Here is a 19,367-nt window from a genome sequence, read left to right as displayed (position 1 = left end):
CGGCAACGTGCCCGCCGGGACGTCGTGCGAAGTGCGGTTCCAGCCGCTGAGCTGCGCGGATTCGTCACCGACGAGGATGTCGAGCGCGGCGACCGGCCGCTCGGGCTCGGCGGTGACCTGCTCCAGCACGGACGTGAGCCGGTCCAGCAGGCGCACGGCCGTCGTCTCGCCGGCGAGGTCTTCGGCGTACTCCAGTATCAACGTCGCGGTCGTGCCGTCGTCGACCATCGTGAAGTGCAGGTCGAACTTCGCCATCCCGGTGTCCATCTCGAACCACTCGGCCGGCAGCCCGAGCACGTCGTGCGCGTCGCTCTGCCGGTGGTAGCCCACCATCACCTGGAACAGCGGATTGCGCCCCGGAACGCGGGGCGGGTTCAGCCGTTCGACGACGCTTTCGAACGGCAGGTCGCCGTGCGAGAACGCCGCGAGGTCGGCGTCGCGCACCCGGTCGAGCAGGGCGGCGAACGTCGGATCGCCGGAGAGATCGGTCCGCAGCACCAACGTGTTCACGAAGAACCCGACGAGATCGTCGAGCGCCGCGTCGGTCCGTCCGGCGATCGGGGCGCCCAGCGGGATGTCGTCCCCGGCGCCGGTCCGGTGCAGCAGTGCGGCCACCGCAGCCTGGAGCACCATGAACGGGCTCGCTCCCGCCTTCGCCGCCAGGTCGCGCACCGCGGCCGACAGTTCCTCGGACAGCGCGGATTTCACCTTGCCGCCCTTGCCTGTCGGCTGGAGCGGACGGGGACGATCCAGTGGCAGGGCCAGCTCGTCCGGAGCCCCACGCAGCGACTCGGCCCAGTAGGCGACCTGGGCGGCACCGTGCTGGTCGAGGAAGTCCTTCTGCCACAGAGCGAAGTCGGCGTACTGCACGGGGAGATCCGTCCACACGGGACTGTCACCAGCGAGCCGCGCCCGATAGGCCGAGGTGAGGTCGCCCAGGAACGGCCGGTCGGACCATTCGTCGGTCGCGCTGTGGTGCAGGACCAGCGAGATCACGTGGTCGCCTTCACCGAGCCGCAGCACCCGCAGCCGGACCGGGATCTCCCGCGCCAGCGCGAACGGCGTCCGCGAGAGCTGGGCGATCCGGGCATCCAGCCCGGCCTCGTCGCAGTCCTCGACGGCGAACGGGATCTCCGGCGCGTCGAGAACACGCTGGTAGGGCTCGCCGTCGTGCTCCTCGAAGACAGAGCGCAGGACTTCGTGCCTGCCGAGCACGTCGCCGAGCGCGGCCCGCAGCGCGTCGGGATCCAGGGCTCCGCGCAGACGGAAGGTCAGCGGGAAGTTGTAGGCGACCGCGTTCGCCTCCATCCGGTCCACGAGCCAAAGGCTGCGCTGGGCGGCGGAAAGCGGGATCCGATCGGGGCGCTCGGCGCGGACCACGGCGGGCCGCGCCGGTTCGCCGCCACCCGCGCGAGCGGCCAGCTCCGCGACCGTCGGTGCCTCGAACAGGTCACGGATGGCCAGTTCGGCGCCGAGTTCGGTGCGGGCCCGGCTGATGAGCCGGGTGGCGAGCAGGGAATGGCCGCCGAGGTCGAAGAAGTTGTCCTCGACGCCGACCCCCTCCACGCCGAGGACCTCGCCGAAGAGCGCGCACAGCGTCTCTTCCTCGGCGGTCTCGGCCGGACGGCTTTCGGCGAGCCGCACCGTCTGCTCGGCGTCCGGGAGCGCGCGGGTGTTGAGCTTGCCGTTGTCGGTCAGCGGCAAGGCGCCCAGCGTGACGAACGCGGCCGGGACCATGTAGTCCGGCAACTCCGTCTTGAGCCGGTCCCGCAGGCGTTGCACGAGTTCGCCGCCACCACGCGCCGCCGTCGGGCTCGTCGCGTACTTGGCCAGGCTAGTGCCCACCGAAACCGGCTGATGCACCCCGGTGACCAGCGCGTCCGTTTGTCCCTTGTGGACGAACACGGCTTCGAAAGCGCCGTCGGCCGACCAGGTGCAGTACACCCGGAACCCGAGGCGGTCGCCGAGTTCGTGCACGTCCTCCGGCTCGACCCCGGCCGGGGCACGGAAGAGGTCCAGGACGTCGATGAGCGGCGCGCCGGCGTCCAGCGCACGCGTCGCCTCGACCTCGGGAGTCTGGCGGGCGTCCGGGATCCGGCTCACCCGCAGCGTTTCCACGCCGGCGAGGCGGTCCTCCAACGCGGCGAGCGAGCCCACCTCGTCCCAGGACGACCGCGGTGCTTGCGCGACCGAGAAGGTCTCAGCGGGCTCTTTCACCAGGACCGCGTCGTACCGGTACCGGCTCAGCTCGTTGTGCAACCGGGCCCGTTTGATCCGGACCTGCGCGGCGACGTCCGGGAGCCGCCGCGCGAGCGCGGTGAAGTAGTCCGGGTCGATCAGCAGTTCCTTCTCCAGCGCGGCCCCGCGTTCGATCGCGCGGCGCACCTGGGCGACGTCGGAGGTGGCGTCGGCGCGGGTGAGCTGGATCGCGGTGTGGAAGGCGCGGGCGAGCCGCAGGTTCCGGACGTCGCCGACGAACAGCGCGCCGCCGGGGGCGAGCAGGCCGATCGCCTGGGTGATGACGTCGGTCAGGTAGTCGACGCTCGGGAAGTACTGGATGACGGAGTTGATCACGATCGTGTCGAACCGGCCGGCGGGCAGGCCGTCGAACACGTGCGCCGGCTGGGCGCGCAGGTTCACCTTGGCCGCCAGTTCCGGATCCTGTTCCAGCTCGCGGTTCAGCTTCGCGATCACGGGCGCGGCGAGGTCGGTACCCCAGTACTCCTGGACCAGCGGCGCGATCTGCCCCATCAGCAGACCGGTGCCGACGCCGATCTCCAGCACCCGTTCCGGCTTCAGTTCGGCGATCCGGTCGACGGTCGCGCGCCGCCATTCCCGCATGTGCTCCAGCGGGATCGGATCGCCGTCGTAGCTGGAATCCCAGCCCGCGAAGTCCTCGGTGAACAACGCCGTCGGGATCTCGGTGTACTCGTCCGAGTAGATCTGCCGCCATTCGCCGACCTGGTCGGCTTCCGCCTCGGCGCGCGCGTCCCCGCTCAGTTCGGCCGGGACGACGTAACCGATGAGCCGCTGCAGACCGGGCGCTGACGGATCCGGCCGCGCGATGACGGCGGCCTGTGCGACCTCCGGGTAGCGGCTGAGCGCGGTCTCGATCTCGCCGAGTTCCACGCGGTAGCCGCGGATCTTCACCTGGTCGTCGGTGCGGCCGAGGAAGTCGAGGTTCCCGTCGGGACGGCGGCGCACCAGGTCACCGGTGCGGTACATGCGCCCGCCCCCGGGCACGAAGGGATCGGCGACGAACCGTTCGGCCGTCAGGCCTGGACGGCCGAGGTAGCCACGGGCCAGGCCCTCGCCCGCGATGTAGAGCTCACCCGCGACACCGTCGCGGACCGGCCGGAGCCAGGCGTCGACGATGTACGCGCGGGTGTTCCAGATCGGCTTGCCGACGGTCGGGGTGTCGCTGTCGGTCGTGCCGCCGCCGAGCGTGTTGATCGTGTACTCGGTGGGGCCGTACAGGTTGTAGCCGTAGGTCCCCTCGGTGTCGCGCAGCCGGTTCCACACCGACTCCGACACCGCTTCGCCGCCGAGCAGGACCAGCGCGGGCCGGTGCCCGTCCAGCAGTCCTTCCTCGATCAGCAGGTGGGCGTACGTCGGCGTCACGTTGACGACGTCGACCTCGTGCTCGTCGCAATACGCCACGAGCGCCCGCGCGTCCCGGCGCAGTTCCTCGTCGCAGACGTGGACCTCGTGCCCCTCCACGAGCCACAGCAGTTCTTCCCAGGACATGTCGAAGGCGAACGACACGGTGTGCGCGATCCGCAGCCGCCGTCCGCCCGCCGATGCGATGGCCGGGGCGAAGATCGCGCCTTGGTGGTTGAGCTGCATGTTCGTCAGGCCGCGATACGGCGTGACGACGCCCTTGGGTTTGCCGGTCGAGCCCGAGGTGTAGATGACGTACGCCGGGTGTTCCATGCGGTCCGCGCGGCTCCGCGCGAACAGCGGGCGTTCGGCGTCGGAGATCGGGCCGTCGCCGAACGCCCTGTCTTCGTGGTCGTCGACGAGCACCCGGGGCGTGGCACCGGGCAGCGTCGCCGAAACGTCCTTTGTGGACACCAGGCAGAGCGGCCCGGCGTCTTCCAGCATCATCGCGAGCCGCTCGACCGGGTAGTCGAGTTCCAGCGGAAGGTACGCCGCACCCGTCCGCAGCACGGCGAACAGCGCGACGACCATGTCGATCGAACGCGGCAGGCCGAGCGCGATCACCCGTTCCGGCGCGGCGCCCTTGGCCAGCAGCAGCCGGGCCATCCGGTTGATGCGCGCGTCGAGTTCGGCGTAGGTCAGCTGTTCTTCGCCGAACACCAGGGCCGTCTCGCCGGGGGTGCGCTCCGCCTGGACGGCGAGCAGATCCGCGATCGTGTCCTCGATGACGGGATGTTCGGCCTCGGCCCAGCCCGCTTCCAGCGCGGCACGGTCCTCAGTGGACACCGTGGCCAGCGCGGCGACCGGTTTCGCCGGGTCGTCGACGATCTGTGCGACCAGTGACGTGAACCGGTCGAGCACCGACGAGGCCTCGGCGGCGTCGATGACGTCGTCCCGGTAGGACAGCGTGACCCACGTTTCCTCTCCCGGGGTGACCACCAGCGTCAGTGGGTAATGCGTGGCATCGATGTTCAGCAGGTCGATGATGCCGTGGCGGTGACGGAGGCCGTCGCGCCGTTCGTCGCCATCGGCGTTGCGCAGCACGAACAGCGTGTCGAAGAGGACACGGTGCCCGGCCTCGCGTTGCAGGACCCCGAGGCTCATGAACTCGTACGGGGTCAGGTCCATCCGCTCGGACTGCAGGCGCCGCACCAGGTCCAGCACGGATTCGGCCGCGTCGAGCCGCACCCGGGTGGGCACGGTGTTGAGGAACAGGCCGATGGTGTTCTCGATCTCGGGCACGGCGGCGGGCCTGCCCGCGACCGCGGCGCCGAACACGACATCGTGGCGTCCGGTCATGGTCGACAGGACCAGGCCCCAGGCGGCGTTGAGCACGGAGTTCACCGTGAGACCGTGCCTGCGGGCCTGCTCGCGCAAGGCCCGGCTGAGCCCGGACGGCAGCAAGGTGTCTAGGTTGACCGGGGTCGCCGGGGCCAGGTCACGGCCCTCGGGTCCGACGACGGTCGGCTCCGCGAGGCCGGACAGCGCCTCGCGCCACGCGTTCGTGGCGGCCTCGATGTCCTGCCGGTCCAGCCAGCGCAGGAAGTCCACATAGGACCCGGCCGCGGGTAGCGTCCGGTCGTCGCCGCCGAGGTCGTACAGCGTGAACAGCTGCTCGATGAACAGCCAGGCCGACCAGCCGTCCCAGAGCAGCAGATGCCGGTTCAGCACCACCCGGTCGCGGCCGTCGCCGAGCCGCACCAGTTTCAGCCGGAACAGCGGCGGGGCGCCGAGGTCGAACCGCGTCGCGCGGTCCTCGGCCATCAGTGCTTCGAGCCGTTCAGACCGTTCGTCTTCAGGCAGTGCCGAAAGGTCCACTTCGGACACGGGCGGCTCGACTTCGGCCGCCACGAACTGGACCGGGCCGCGCAGCCCCTCGCTGGTGAAACCGGCGCCGAGACTCGGGATCCGCCGCAGCAGCGCGGACACCGCCGCCCGGAGCCTGCCGGCGTCCAGGCGGTGATCGAAGTCGATCGCCTCCTGGATCGTGTAGATGTCGACCCGGCCGGAGTTGTAGCTGGAGTGGAAGAACAGGCCTTCCTGCAGCGGCGACAACGGCCACACGTCGGCGACCGGCACCGGGCTGGACCGCTCGACGCGGTCGATCTCCTCCTGCGTCAGCGACACCAGTTCGAGATCGGACGGCGTGAGTCCCACCGGTGCCGTCGTGTCCACGGCCGCGAGGTCGACCAGGGCGGCGGCCCAGCGTTCGGCCAGGTCACCGCCCGCGAACGTCGCCGTCAGCCTCGGGCCTTCCTCGGTCTCTTCGCAGGCGACCCCGATCCGCACCGCGTGGTCGCCGGACGGCGGCGTGGCCCCGTACCCGGCGACCTGCCAGTCCCCCGCCCCGGCCGGGACGCGGCCGTCGTACCGCAGGACGATTTGCGGCTTCGCGAGTCCGGCGAGCAGCGGGCCGGTCTGGGCGTTGAGGTAGCGCAGCGGGCCGTAGCCCTCGGGCGTCTTCCGGACGGTTTCCTTGACGGCCTTCAGCATCGCGAGCGGTTCGCCGGACGCGGTGATCCGCACCGGGCGCACCGAGGTCAGCGCGCCGATCGTGGCCGACCGGTCGATCCGGCCGTACAGATCGACGAGCAGGTCACCGTCGACGGCGATCTTCAGCGCGGTCAGGAGGACGTCGGTCACGTCGCCGTGCACCGCGGACGGCAGCGCGCCGACAAGCGTCCGGGTCTCCTCGACGGACAGTGTGATCCGGCGTTCGGTGACATCGCCGTCGACCTCGAACGAGGCCGGCGCAAGCGTCTCGGTCCAGTGCTCGATCTCGCCGAGCAGCGCGGGATCCTGCGCCGCGTCGGTGATCCGGCGGGCGATGGTCCGCAACGACGTCCCCGCCGGGGTGAAGACAGGCGGGTGCCCCTCGGTCACGGCCTGCCAGGCGATCGCGAGATCGGCGGACAGCGTCGTCAGGCTCCGCGCGTCCAGCAGGACCGGATGCGCGAGCAGGAGCAGCCTGCCCGGCTCGTCGAACCAGACGGCCTGCAACAGATTGTCGGTCAGCCTGTCCGCAGCGGCCCGGAACTCGTCTTCGAGGGAACCGGATCCGTGACGGAGCAGGTCCGCGGCCTGGACAGTCCCTTGTGGACGGACTTCGAGCGACCACAGTACCGAGGCGACCCGCGACAGCGTGAGCCGTAGGCCATCGTGGTGGTCGAGCACGAGCTGCAGGGCCGCGGCGAGCGTCTCGAGGTCGGCTCCGGAGGGCGCGGTCAGCAGTACGGACTCCGGCTGGACCGCGCCGCCCAGCTCACGCAGCCGGAGCATTTCCGGCAGCAGAGGGACGGCTCCGATGCCGTCAGCGTCGGCCATCGGCTCCGCCGGCGCGGCGGACGCGGCGAGCGCCGCCGGGGTCCGGAGTTCGAACACGTCCTTGGGGCTCAGCTCGAATCCGGCCCGCCGGGCACGGCTCGACACGGCGATCGACGAGATGCTGTCGCCGCCCAGCAGGAAGAAGTCTCCGTCGGCGCCGACGGTCTCCAGGCCGAGGACGTCGGCGAAGATCCGCGCGAGCGCGCGCTCCTGATCGTTTCCAGGCGCGGCTTCGGTCCGGCCGGTCCCGGGTGCGGGCAGGGCCCGGACGTCGAGCTTCCCGCTGGGGGTCAGGGGGAATTCGTCGAGGACGACGAACGCCTGCGGGACCATCGGGGCGGGCAGTGCCTCACTGAGCGCGGTCCGCAGGCTCTCCGGATCCGCGTTCCCGGCGACGTAGCCGACGAGCGCGCCATCCTTGGCTACGACGGTCGCGGCCGTGACCTCCGGCCGCGCGACGAGAACGGCTTCGATCTCGCCGAGCTCGATCCGGTTGCCGCGGATCTTCACCTGCCGGTCGGTGCGGCCGAGGTACTCGATCTCGCCGTCGGCGCGGCGGCGCACCAGGTCGCCGGTCCGGTACAACCGCTGCCCCGGCTCGCCGAACGGGTCGGCGACGAAGCGTTCGGCGGTCAGCCCCGGCCGTCCGTGATAGCCGCGGGCCAGCTGGACACCGGCGAGGTACAGCTCACCCGCCACGCCGTCGGGCACCGGGCGAAGGCAGCCGTCGAGGACGTGCAGCCGCGTGTTCCACACCGGACGTCCGATGGGGACGGTGGCGCCGTCGGCTCCGGTGCAGGCGAAGAAGGTCACGTCCACGGCGGCCTCAGTGGGGCCGTAGAGGTTGTGCAGCGGGACGCCGGTGAGCGAGCGCCAGCGTGCGGCGGTCTCGCCGGGCAGCGCCTCGCCGCTGGAGAACACATGACGCAGCGATCCGAGATCGCCGGTGGCCTCGCCGCTGCCGAGGAAGGCAGCGAGCATCGACGGGACGAAGTGCAGGGTGGTGATCCGCCGGTCCCGGATCACTCGCGCGAGATAGGCGGGATCGCGGTGGCCGTCCGGTTCGGCCAGCACCACCGTGGCGCCTTCGCACAGCGCCCAGAAGAACTCCCACACTGACACGTCGAAACTCGACGGCGTCTTCTGCAGCACGCGGTCCGAGGGCGTCAGCCGGTACTCGTGCTGCATCCACGCGAGCCGGTTGACGATCGCGCGATGCGTGATGGCCACGCCCTTCGGCCGCCCGGTCGAACCCGACGTGTAGATGAGGTACGCGGTGTTGTCCGGTCCCGCGGGCGCACCCTCGACGTCGTCCACGGGCTCGCCGGTCACGGGGACCCGCGTCAGCCCGGCGACGTCCGGGATCCTCGCGGCCGTCCCGGGTTCGGAGAGCACGAGACGCGCCCCGGAATCGGCCAGCATGTATTCGAGCCGGTCGGCCGGATAATCGAGGTCGATGGGCAGGTAGGCGGCCCCGGCCTTGAGGACACCCAGCAACGCGACCATCAGTTCGGCCGACCGCGGCACGGCGACGGCCACGACCTCTTCGGGACCGGCTCCCAGGGAACGCAGCCTTCGCGCCACGTTCTCCGCGCGGGCGTCGAGGTCCGCATAGGACAGTTCGATGTCTTTGAACATCACCGCCGTCGCGGAAGGCGTCTTGGCGACCTGCGCGGCGAAGACCTCGACCAGTGTGCGCTCCGGTACGGGGTGCGCGGTCGCGTTGAGTTCGGCCAGGCGGCCGCGTTCGGCGGGCGACAGCAGGTCGAGCGCGGCGACCGGGAGACCGGGGTTCGCGGTCAGCGTCTCCAGCAGCCGCGCGAACCGCTCCGCGAGCTGTCCGGCCGCGACCGCGTCGATCCGGGCGGCGTCGAATTTGAGGCTGAACGCCAGGTCTTCGCCCGGTGTCGCGATCACCGCGACCGGGAAGTGCACCGCGTCGGTGACTTCGACGCCCATGAGGCGGAGGGTTCCGGAGGCGTGCTCGTCGTCGCGCGGGAAGTTCTCGACGACGACCAGGGTGTCGAACAGTTCTTCCTGCCCCGCGCCCGCGAGGCGCTGCAGTTCGCCGAGGCCGAGATGCTGGTGGTCCAGCAGGGCCGCTTGCTCGTCCTGCAGTCGCCGCAGCACGGCGGCGACGGTCTCGGCGCCCGACCAGCGCAGCCGCACCGGCACCGTGTTGATGTAGAGGCCGACCGCCGATTCGAGGCCGGCGGCGCCGGTGTCGCGGCCGGAGACCGTGCTCCCGAACAGCACGTCGTCCCGGCCGGTGAGCCCGCCGAGCAGCAGCCCCCAGGCGCCGTGCAGGACGGTGCCGAGGGTGAGCCCGTGCTCGCGGGCCATCGCGGACAACGCCGTCGTCGCCTGCTCGCCGAGGTTCAGGTGCAGCCGCGACGGCCGTCTCGCCACCCCGGCTCGTTCGTCGATCAGCCGGGTGGGTTCGTCCACTTCGGACAGTGCTGTCCGCCAGGCTTCGCGCGAAACCTCGCGATCACGTGACGCGAGCCGCCGCAGGTGGTCGGCGCGGGTGCCCGCTTCCGGCGGTACGGGCGCTCCCCCGTACGCCGCGAGCAGTTCGCGCAGCAGCACCACGACCGACCAGCCGTCGGCGATGATGTGGTGGAACGTGAGCGCCAGTTTGGCGCGATCCTCGCCGATCCGGGTGAAGGTCGCCCGCAGCAGCGGCGGCCGGGCGAAGTCGAACCGGCGCGCACGATCGGCCTCGAAGGCCGCCTCGGCGTCTTCGGCGGTCACCTCGCGCCAAGGCAGTTCGGCGTGCCGTGCCACCGTCTGGACGACCCGGCCGCCGTCGAGCTGCCGGAAGCCGGACCGCAGCGACGAATACCGGTCCAGCAGCGTCTGCACCGACCGGCGCAACGCGTCGGCGTCGACGTCGCCTTCGAGGTCCAGCACCTCCTGGACCGTGTAGATGTCGGCGGCCGAACCGCCTTCGAACTCCGCGTGGAAGAAGAAGCCTTCCTGCAACGGCGTCACGGGCAGGACTTCGGCGTATTCGGCGAACGACGCACGTTCGGCGTCGGTCAGCTCCAGCAACGGCCTGTCGTCCACAGTGGACTCGGCGCTCACTGTTTCCGCACAGACGGCCAGCGCTTCGGGAGTCCGGTGCTGGAAGACCTGGCGCGGGGTGATGGCGAGGCCGTGTTCCGCCGCGCCCAGCACCAGCCGGATGGACAGGATGCTGTCGCCGCCGAGGGAGAAGAAGTCGTCGTCCGCGCCGATCGTGGCCAGGCCGAGGACACGTGCGGCGACGTCGCAGAGGATCCGTTCCCGCTCGGTGGCCGGTGCGCGGCCGGTCGCGGCGGCACCGAAGTCCGGCAACGGCAACGCGGTCCGGTCGAGTTTGCCGTTGGGCATGATCGGCAGCCGGTCGAGTTCCACGAAGGCCGACGGCACCATGTAGTGCGGCAACGCCGATTCCGCGTGGGCACGGAGGTCCTTCAGCAACGAGGGCGAGCCGTCGGTCTGCGGCACGACGTACGCCACCAGGCGCCGGTCCCCCGGCCTGACCTCGCGCGGCACGACGGCGATCCGCTCGACCCCGGGGTACGCGGCGAGCGCGGATTCGACCTCCCCGGGTTCGATCCGGAAGCCGCGGATCTTGACCTGGTGATCGGTACGGCCGAGGAAGTCGAGGTTCCCGTCCGCGCGCCAGCGGACGCGGTCGCCAGTTCGATACATCCGCTCGCCGCCACCGGTGAACGGATCGGCGACGAAGCGTTCCGCCGACAGCCCCGGACGCCCCGCGTACCCCCGGGCGAGACCGCGTCCGCCGACGTACAACTCCCCTTCGACGCCGACCGGGACCGGCCGCAGCGCGGTGTCGAGGACGTAGCAGCGGGTGTTCGGATCCGGGACGCCGATCGGGATCGGCCCGTTCCAGCCGGGCTCGGCCGCCCACAACGTCGAGTTCACCGTCGCCTCGGTCAGCCCGTACGCGGCGACGACGTTCAGGTCTTCGGCCCAGCGCGCGATCAGTTCCGGCGGGACGGTCTCGGTGCCGACGATCAGTACCGCACCCTTGGGTAGCTCGCAGTCCGCCGGGAGGGCGGCGACCAGCGACGGCGGCAGGATCATATGCGTCGCCGCGTTGGCGGCGATGTAGCCGGTCAGCTCGACGCCCGCCACACGACGGTGCGACGGCACGACGATCAGCGTCCCGCCGACGCACAGCGACATGACCAGATCCCAGACCGTCACGTCGAACCCGGTGGAGGCGAACTGCACCACCCGGCTGTCCTCGCCGATGCCGATCCGCTCGGTCGCCGTGCTGATCAGGCTGCCGATCCCGTCGTGGGACAGGACCACGCCTTTCGGCTTCCCGGTGGAGCCCGAGGTGTAGATGACGTACGCGGCCTGGCTCAGCGCGATCCCGCTCACGTCCACAGTGGACGCATCGACCTCCGCGAGCTCGGCGATGATCTCCGGATCGTCGAGCAGGATCCGCTCGAAGTCCACACCGGACGGGAGCTGGGCGGATTCCTCCACAGTGGACACCACGATCCCGGCGCCCGCGTGCGCGAGCATGTACGCGAGGCGGTCCTCGGGGTGGTCCAGGTCGAGCGGGAGATACGCGGCGCCGGCCTTCATGACACCGAGTAGGGCGACCACGAGATCGGCCGAACGCGGCATGGCCACGCCGACGACGTCCTCGTCACCGACCCCGCGCCGGCGCAGCAGCCGCGCGAGCTGGTTGGCGGCGGCGTCGACCTCGGCGTAGGTCATCCGGACGTCCTCGCAGACGACGGCCTCGACGTCCGGTTTCCGCGCCACGACCCGCGCGAACGCCTCGGGCCAGGACACCTCGGGCGAATCCGCGACCGCGGTCCCGAGCTCCAAGATCCGGGCCCGCTCCTCCGCCGAGAGCAGGTCGATGGCGGCCAGCGGAAGATCCGGGCCTGCCAGCAGGGCGTCCAGTACGGCGGCGAACCGACGGCGATGGTCGGCCAGTTCGTCGTCGGACGACACGGCCGCATCGGCGTCGAAGTCGAAGCGGAGGCCCCGGCCCTCGCCCGCGTCGTACACGGCGATGGCGACGTCGCTGATCGGCCCGAGTTCGAGGTTGTGCGTCGTCGCGCTCGCATCGCCGAACGCGAGTTCGCCGTCCACGGCCATGTAGTTCACGCTCAGCCCGACGAGTTCGTGCACCCCGCCGCTCGCGCCGAGTTCACGGGCCAGGTCCTCCCCGCGGTACCGGCTGTGATCCAGCAGCGCGGAGACCTTCTCCGCGACCTGGGCGACGAGTCGCGACGGCGTCGTCTCCGGCCGCACGGTCAGCCGTAGCGGCAGGACGTTGGAGACCATGCCCGGCTGCTCACGCAGGGCGCGGGTGGTGCGCGCGGTGACCGGGAGGCCGAGGACGAGGTCTTCGGCGCCGGTCACACGGTGGGCGTACGCCGCGACGGCGGCGATGGCGACCCGGGACAGCCGCGTCCCCGCGTCCAGGGCGAACTTCCGCAGGCGGCCCGCCTCGGCCGCGGGCAGTTCCCATGAATGCCGCCGGAGCCGGACCCGGCCCGCCGACGCGCGGCCGAGCAGCCGCACCGGGTTCGGCCTGCCCGCGAGTTCGCCGAGCCAGTAGCCGCGGTCGGCTGTCCCGTCGTAGCCGGACTCGGCCAAGCCCGACAGCGGCCAAGAGATCTCCTCGGCGGTGCCCGAATAGAGGGCCGCCGCGCGGCGGGTCAGGACGGCTTGCCCGTGCGCGTCCATCACCAGATGGTGGTAGCGCTGGAACCAGCGGACCCGGTCCCCGGCCAGGATCAGCAGCGTATGCGCGGTGAGCGGCCCCCGTTCGAGGTCGGCCGCCACGGTGAGTTCACCCCGTGCCCATTCGTCGGCCGCCCGCTCCGGATCCGGCTCACCGCTGAAGTCGAGAACGGCGATCTCGCCGGGAGCGACCGGACGCTGGACCGGCGTGTCGCCGTCCAGCCCGACCGTCACGTGCAGGCACTCGGCCTCCGCGACCGCCCGCCGAACGGCGTCGCCCAGCCGGGTGAGGTCGATGGCGCCGCGAAGCTCCACGACCCAGCCGATCGTGTAGACCGGATCGGCCGGGTCGAGCTGCTGGGCGAGCCAGATCCCCTGCTGTGCCGGGGTCAGGGGAAAGCCGCGGTTCATCGGGTTTGCCTCCACCGTTCGGAAACGCTCGGGATCGTCCGGCCTCAGGCGGGCCTGGACCCGCTCACCGCGTACTCGGGCCGGGACGCGTCGGCGGCGCGCCGGTCCACGATGGACTGGAGGATCTCGCCGACCCGGACGGCGGTGTTGGACAGCAGCGAAGACGTGATGCCGTGCGTGTGCTCGGTGCCGCCCTGCAGGTAGATCCCGCCGTCGAGCGGCGGTTCGGTGACGATCCGGTAGTCGCGTTCGACGCGGAGCCTTCCCTCGTCGTCGCGCGCGCAGGTGGAGGCGAGCTCGCCGAGCAACGGGGTCGGGTCCGCCGGGCTGTACCCGGTGGCGTACACGACGAAGTCGGCGTCGAGCCTGGTCCGCGCCCCGGTTTCCAGCGCCTCGACGGTGACCCGCACTTCGGAGCCGGTGTCGGTGACCTCGGTGGGCCGGGAGACGTTGATCAGCTTCAGCCGCTCGATCCCCTGCACCTTCTCGCGGTAGACGCGGCGATACAGCTCGTCGATGAGTTCGATGTCCACGGCCGAGTAGTTGGTCGCGCCGTGGTAGCGCATCAGGCGGTCCTTGACCGCTTCCGGCGCCTCGTAGAACCGGCCGACCGCCTCGGGGTCGAAGATCCGGTTGGCGAACGCGCTGTCGTCGGCCGGGCTGTAGCCGTAGCGCGCGAACACCGCGCACACCTCCGCGCGGGGGAAGCGATCGTGCAGCAGCGCGCTGACCTCCGCCGCGCTCTGGCCGGCGCCGACGACGACGAACCGGCGCGGCTCCTCGGCGGCCAGGCCTTCGAGCCGGTGCAGGAGTTCGCTGTTGTGCCAGATCCGTGTGCCCGGCGTCACACCTTCAGGGAGATTCGGCCGCAGCCCGGTGCCCATCACCAGGTTGCGGGCGCGCAGATTCACCAGTTCGCCGTCAGTACGGGCGTGCACGTCGAAGAACACGATCTCGTCGCCGTCGAACACCGGCGTGACGGAAAGGACCTCCGTGCCGTAGGAAACCAGGTCGTCGACCTTCTCCGCCGCCCATTCGAAGTAGTCGTGGAACTCGATCCGCAACGGGAACAGGTTCTTGTGGTTGATGAAATCGACCAACCGGTCCTTGCTGTGCAGATACGACAGGAAGCTGAACGAGCTGGTCGGGTTCCGCATAGTCGCGAGGTCCTTGAGGAAGGACACCTGCATGGTCGCGTTGTCGATCAGCATCCCGCGGTGCCAGCCGAAACGGGCCTGGCGCTCGAGGAAGTGGGCCGTGACGGTCTCGGCCCCTGGCGCGGCGTTGTGCTCGGTGACGGCGATGGCGAGCGCGAGGTTCGAGGGACCGAACCCGACCCCGACCACGTCGTAGACCGGAACCCGTTCACCGACCACTGCTCGTGCCATCTTGAACCCCTTGCGCGGCTCAGCCGCATCTCGGTACTTCGCAACAAAGACCAGGGAACCCTAACCTAAGTTAGGTGAGGCTCAACTAGTACTTTCAGTGGTGATGTTCATCCCTCGACCAGGAGGAGGCCGGTCCCATGCGGGTCGCCATGTTCGGATACCAGACCTGGGGACACCGCACCCTGCGGGCCTTGATCGACGCGGGCCACGAGGTCGCCCTCGTCGTCACCCACCCGAAGAGTGACCACGCCTACGAGAAGATCTGGTCCGACTCCGTCGCGGACCTCGCCGAGGAGAACGGGATCCGCGCGCTGCTGCGGCAGCGTCCCGACGACGCGGAACTGCTGGCGGAACTGAAGGAAGCCGATCTCGACCTGATCGTCGCCAACAACTGGCGCACCTGGCTGCCGCCGGAGATCTTCGAGATGCCGCGGTACGGGACGCTGAACGTCCACGACTCGCTGCTGCCCGCCTACGCCGGCTTCTCGCCGCTGATCTGGGCGCTCATCAACGGCGAGAAGGAGGTCGGCCTCACCGCCCACATGATGGACGCCGACCTCGACGCGGGCGACATCGTGCTGCAGCGCTCCGTCCCGGTCGGACCGAAGGACACGACGACCGATCTGTTCCACCGGACGGTCGACCTCATCGCGCCGATCACCACCGAAGCCATCGAGCTGATCGCGAAAGGGGACTTCACCCCGGTCAAACAGGACAGGTCGAAGGCCAGCTTCTTCCACAAGCGCGCCCTCGAAGACAGCCTCATCGACTGGTCGTGGCCCGCGGACGAGATCGAGCGGCTGGTGCGCGCCCAGTCCGACCCGTACCCCAACGCCTTCACCTACCACCGCGGCAAGCAGCTGCGCGTGATCCGCTCCTCGGTGTCGGTGGGCCAGTACGGCGGCACCCCCGGCCGGATCTTCATCCGAGAGGGTGACGGCGTCGTGATCGTCGCCGGGCCCGAGTCGCGCCGCGGCCGGTCGCACGGGCTCGTCATCGAGCGGGTGCGGACCGAGGACGGCACCGAACTGGCCGCGACCGAGTACTTCCGCACGATGGGCGGATACCTCACCGCTCGTCCCTGACCTGCGGTTTCCGCGGTCCGGCGAAAAAGTCATCGCGGGACCGATGAGTTCCGGCGAAGGGCGCCGTTACATCGGGTAAGAACACTCGATGGGAGGCGCCATGACCGACACGATCGCCGCGGCGAAGGCGGGAGACGAAACCGCCTTCGCCGCGCTCACCGGACGACACCGCCGGGAACTGCACGTCCACTGCTACCGGATGCTCGGCTCGTTCGACGAGGCGGAAGACGCCGTCCAAGAGGCGCTGCTCAACGCGTGGCGCGGGCTGGACACCTTCGACGGTGGCAACTTCCGCGCGTGGCTGTACCGGATCGCCACCAACGCCTGCCTCGACGCGCTCCGCAAGAAGGACCGCCGGGTGCCATCGGTCCGCTCGTTCGCCGAAGTCCCTTGGATCCAGCCGTATCCGGACCGCCTGCTGGACGAGATCGCGCCCTCGGAAGCCGAACCGCACGCGCTCGCCATCGCCAGGGAGACCATCGAACTCGCCTTCCTCGCGGTCCTGCAGATGCTGCCGCCTCGGCAACGCGCGGTGCTGATCCTGCGCGACGTGCTCGGCTGGCAGGCCGCCGAAACCGCCGAACTGCTCGATCTCACGGTCCCCGCCGCGAACAGCGCCCTGCAACGGGGTCGCGCGACCCTGCGTGAACGCCTCCCGCAGCAGCGTGGCGAATGGTCGGTCTCGGCTCCCTCCGAAGAGGAACGGGCGCTGGTCCGGCGGCTCGTCGAAGCCCACGACAGCGGCGATTTCAGCACTTTGAGCAGTCTGGTCCGCGACGACGTCCGCGTGACCATGCCGCCGGAGCCCCACTGCTACATCGGCCTCGAACACCTCGCCCGGCACGGCAGGATCGCCGAGGAGATGGGCGAATGGCGCGCCGTCCCCGTCGACGCGAACCGGATGCCCGCGTTCGCCTCGTACCTGCGGCGTCCCGGCGACACCGTCTTCCGTGCCTTCAAGCTCGACCTCGTCCGCGTCGTCGACGGCAAGGCCGCGGAGTTCACCACGTTCGACAGTCACCTGTTCCCGGCCTTCGGCCTGGACGCCATCCTGGAGGGAAAGTAATGCCGGAGAAGATGACCGACGACCAGCGCCGCGCCTTCCTCGCCGAAGGTACCCGCACCGCCGTCTTCGCGACGGTCCGCCCCGACGGCAGGCCGCACGCGGTACCGGTCTGGTTCGCCCTCGACGGGGACGACATCCTGGTCAACCTGGGTGCGGACACGGTCAAAGGCAAGGCGCTTAAGGAGAATCCGCGAGTTTCGGTGGTCGCCGACGACCCGACCCCGCCGTACTCGTTCGTGAGCGTCGAGGGTGTCGCGGAGATCGTTTCGGATCCGGACGGCGTCCGTCTCGGCTCGGAACTGATCGCCCGGCGATACCTCGGCGAAGCGGGACAGGAGGTCATCGACGGCTGGCTGGCGTACGCGACGTCGCCGGGGAAGGTGATCGTGCGGGTGCGGCCGGAGCACTTCGTGGCCATCGCGAAGGTCGGCGGCTGACCGCTTCCCAAGTACATGAAGGCCCCCTTCCTTGCGCCTAAGTACAGGAAGGGGGCCTTCATGTACCGCCGAGCGGGAGCCACTTGGCCCCTGCGGGCGCCGGGCGTCAGGATGGGCCCGTGGCCGAGATCGTTTTCGACGACAGCATCCGTTCCTGGCTCATCCGCACGGCAGCCACGAGCTACGCGCTCCGGCTGAGCGACGACGACGCGCCCTCCCACGTCTACTGGGGTCCGGCGCTCACCGCCGATCAGCTCGCCGACGTCCTCAGCCGGACCGAAGAACGCTGGGATGCCTTCAACGATCCCGCCGAGGGACTGGATGAACTGGCCGCCGACGGCGGCACCCGCTACTGGACCCCCGCCCTCCAGGTCCGGTTCGCCGACGGGACCCGCGCCCTCGAATGGCGCTACCTCGGCCACGACATCGACGGCATGAGCCTGCGCGTCCACTTCCGCGATCGCCACTACCCGCTGCGGATCACGCTCGGCTACCGCGTCCCGGCGGGCACGGACGTCATCGAACGCTGGACCGAACTCGCCCACGACGGTACCGACGGCCCGATCGAGATCATCCGCGCCGACTCGGCGACCTGGGTCGCGCCGATCCGGCCGGACTACCGGATCAGCCACGTCACCGGCCGCTGGGCCGCCGAGAGCCAGCTGCTCCGCGAGCCCGTCCCCCACGGCGAGACCACGTTCGGCAGCAGGCGCGGCATCACCAGCCATCACGCCAATCCGTGGGTGATGCTCGACGACGGCGAAGCCACCGAGCGGCACGGCGAGGTCTACAGCGCCGCGCTCGCGTGGAGCGGTTCGTGGCGGATCACCACCACGCGCTCCTCCACCGGCCGGCTGACCGTGACCGGCGGCTTCGGCCAGGACGGCGTCGTCCCCCGGCTCGCACCCGGCGACACGCTCACCACCCCGGTCTTCGCCGGGCTCTACACCGACGGCGGATTCGGCGCCGCGAGCCGCGCCTGGCACGCGTACGCGCTCGACCACGTCCTCCCGCATCCCGGCGAACTCCGGCCGGTGCTCTACAACTCTTGGGAGGCAACGGGTTTCGACGTCACCGAAGCCGGGCAACGCGCGCTCGCGGAGAAGGCCGCGGCGCTCGGCGTGGAACTGTTCGTGATGGACGACGGCTGGTTCGGCGCCCGCAGCGGTGATCACGCGGGCCTCGGTGACTGGCAGGTCAACCGCGACAAGTTCCCCGACGGTCTCGAACCGCTCGTCCGCGAGGTGCACCGCCTCGGCATGAAGTTCGGGCTCTGGGTCGAACCCGAAATGGTCAACCCGGACAGCGATCTGTACCGCGCCCACCCGGACTGGGTCCTGCACCATCCACATCGGACCCGATCGGAGCTGCGACGGCAGCTGGTGCTCAACTTCGCCCGGCCGGACGTCGCCGAGTGGGCGTTCGGCACGCTCGACTCCCTCGTCGGCGAGCACGGCATCGACTTCCTGAAATGGGACATGAACCGCCCCTTCAGCGAGGCGGGCTGGCCCGGGGCCGTCGATCCGGACACGCTGTGGGTGGAGCACACCCGCTCGGTCTACGCGCTCATGGACCGCCTCCGCACCCGCCATCCCGGGCTGCGGATCGAGGCGTGCAGCGGCGGTGGCGGGCGAATCGACCTCGGGGTGCTGGCCAGGACCGATCAGGTCTGGACGTCCGACAACACCGACGCGCTCGACCGGCTCGTCATCCAGCACGGCTACGGTCAGGTGTACCCGGCCCGCGCGATGTCGGCATGGGTGACCGACGACCCCAACTTCGTCACCCGGCGGTCCACTCCCCTGCGTTTCCGGTTCCACGTCGCGATGGCCGGCGTGCTCGGCATCGGCGGCGACATCCTGAAATGGCCCGAGGAGGATCTGCTCTACGCGCGCGAACAGATCGCGCTGTACAAGGACATCCGGCCGATCGTCCAGCACGGCAGGCTCCACCGGCTCGTGCCGCCTGCCACCGACGGTGTCTCCGCGCTGCAGTACGTGGCGGCCGACGGCGGAAGCGCGGTGGTGTTCGTGTTCCGGCAAGCGGCACATTTCCACACTCACGAACGACCGCTCCGGCTCGACGGTCTCGACCCCGCCGCCCGCTACCGCGACGAGGACACCGGAAAGGTGTGGCACGGCGCCTCGCTCCTGGCACACGGCCTGTTCCCCGGCCTTCCGGACGGCGATTTCGCCAGTGCGGTGATCCGGTTGACGAAGGTTTGAGCCAGCCGATAGATCAGATGTATCCTCACTTTTCACTCGCCGATGCC

General features: G+C 70.4%; 6 protein-coding genes. 4 read left to right on the top strand and 2 right to left on the bottom strand.

What is annotated here, in order from left to right; all coding sequences use genetic code 11:
* Positions 1–13,119, bottom strand: a 13,119-nt coding sequence (locus tag AB8M46_RS27625) for an amino acid adenylation domain-containing protein (RefSeq protein WP_394362142.1), incomplete at its 3' end; no start/stop codon positions are given.
* A gap of 44 nt (positions 13,120–13,163) precedes the next feature.
* Complete coding sequence (locus AB8M46_RS27620; RefSeq protein WP_394362141.1) at positions 13,164–14,507, bottom strand: lysine N(6)-hydroxylase/L-ornithine N(5)-oxygenase family protein; 1,344 nt, start codon at positions 14,505–14,507, stop codon at positions 13,164–13,166.
* 137 nt (positions 14,508–14,644) lie between these two features.
* Here AB8M46_RS27620 and AB8M46_RS27615 point away from each other — a divergent pair, with 137 nt between their 5' ends.
* The 4 genes from AB8M46_RS27615 to AB8M46_RS27600 all read left to right on the top strand — a co-directional run bounded on the left by AB8M46_RS27615 (position 14,645) and on the right by AB8M46_RS27600 (position 19,320).
* Positions 14,645–15,592, top strand: a complete 948-nt coding sequence (locus tag AB8M46_RS27615; RefSeq protein ID WP_037337188.1) for a methionyl-tRNA formyltransferase — start codon at positions 14,645–14,647, stop codon at positions 15,590–15,592.
* A gap of 100 nt (positions 15,593–15,692) precedes the next feature.
* A complete protein-coding gene (locus AB8M46_RS27610; RefSeq protein ID WP_394362140.1) occupies positions 15,693–16,658 on the top strand; it encodes an RNA polymerase subunit sigma-70 in 966 nt (321 codons plus the stop codon).
* A complete protein-coding gene (locus AB8M46_RS27605) occupies positions 16,658–17,095 on the top strand; it encodes a PPOX class F420-dependent oxidoreductase (RefSeq protein ID WP_037337183.1) in 438 nt (145 codons plus the stop codon). Before AB8M46_RS27610 ends, AB8M46_RS27605 begins: the two co-directional genes overlap by 1 nt.
* A 119-nt stretch (positions 17,096–17,214) precedes the next feature.
* Positions 17,215–19,320 (top strand): alpha-galactosidase, encoded by a 2,106-nt coding sequence (locus AB8M46_RS27600; RefSeq protein ID WP_394362139.1) that lies wholly within the window; start codon positions 17,215–17,217, stop codon positions 19,318–19,320.
* The last annotated feature ends 47 nt before the right edge of the window (positions 19,321–19,367 follow it).

The sequence above is a fragment of the Amycolatopsis sp. SB7-3 genome (assembly GCF_041021335.1).
Taxonomy (GTDB): domain Bacteria; phylum Actinomycetota; class Actinomycetes; order Mycobacteriales; family Pseudonocardiaceae; genus Amycolatopsis; species Amycolatopsis japonica.
The sequence above is the reverse complement of the archived record's forward strand: the minus strand, read 5'-3'. Positions and strand labels throughout refer to the sequence as shown.

Excerpts from the sequence above, each read along its gene's own strand:
- AB8M46_RS27620 (WP_394362141.1), bottom strand. The coding sequence starts at position 14,507 with ATGGCACGAGCAGTGGTCGGTGAACGGGTTCCGGTCTACGACGTGGTC.
- AB8M46_RS27615 (WP_037337188.1), top strand. The coding sequence starts at position 14,645 with ATGCGGGTCGCCATGTTCGGATACCAGACCTGGGGACACCGCACCCTG.
- AB8M46_RS27610 (WP_394362140.1), top strand. The coding sequence starts at position 15,693 with ATGACCGACACGATCGCCGCGGCGAAGGCGGGAGACGAAACCGCCTTC.
- AB8M46_RS27605 (WP_037337183.1), top strand. The coding sequence starts at position 16,658 with ATGCCGGAGAAGATGACCGACGACCAGCGCCGCGCCTTCCTCGCCGAA.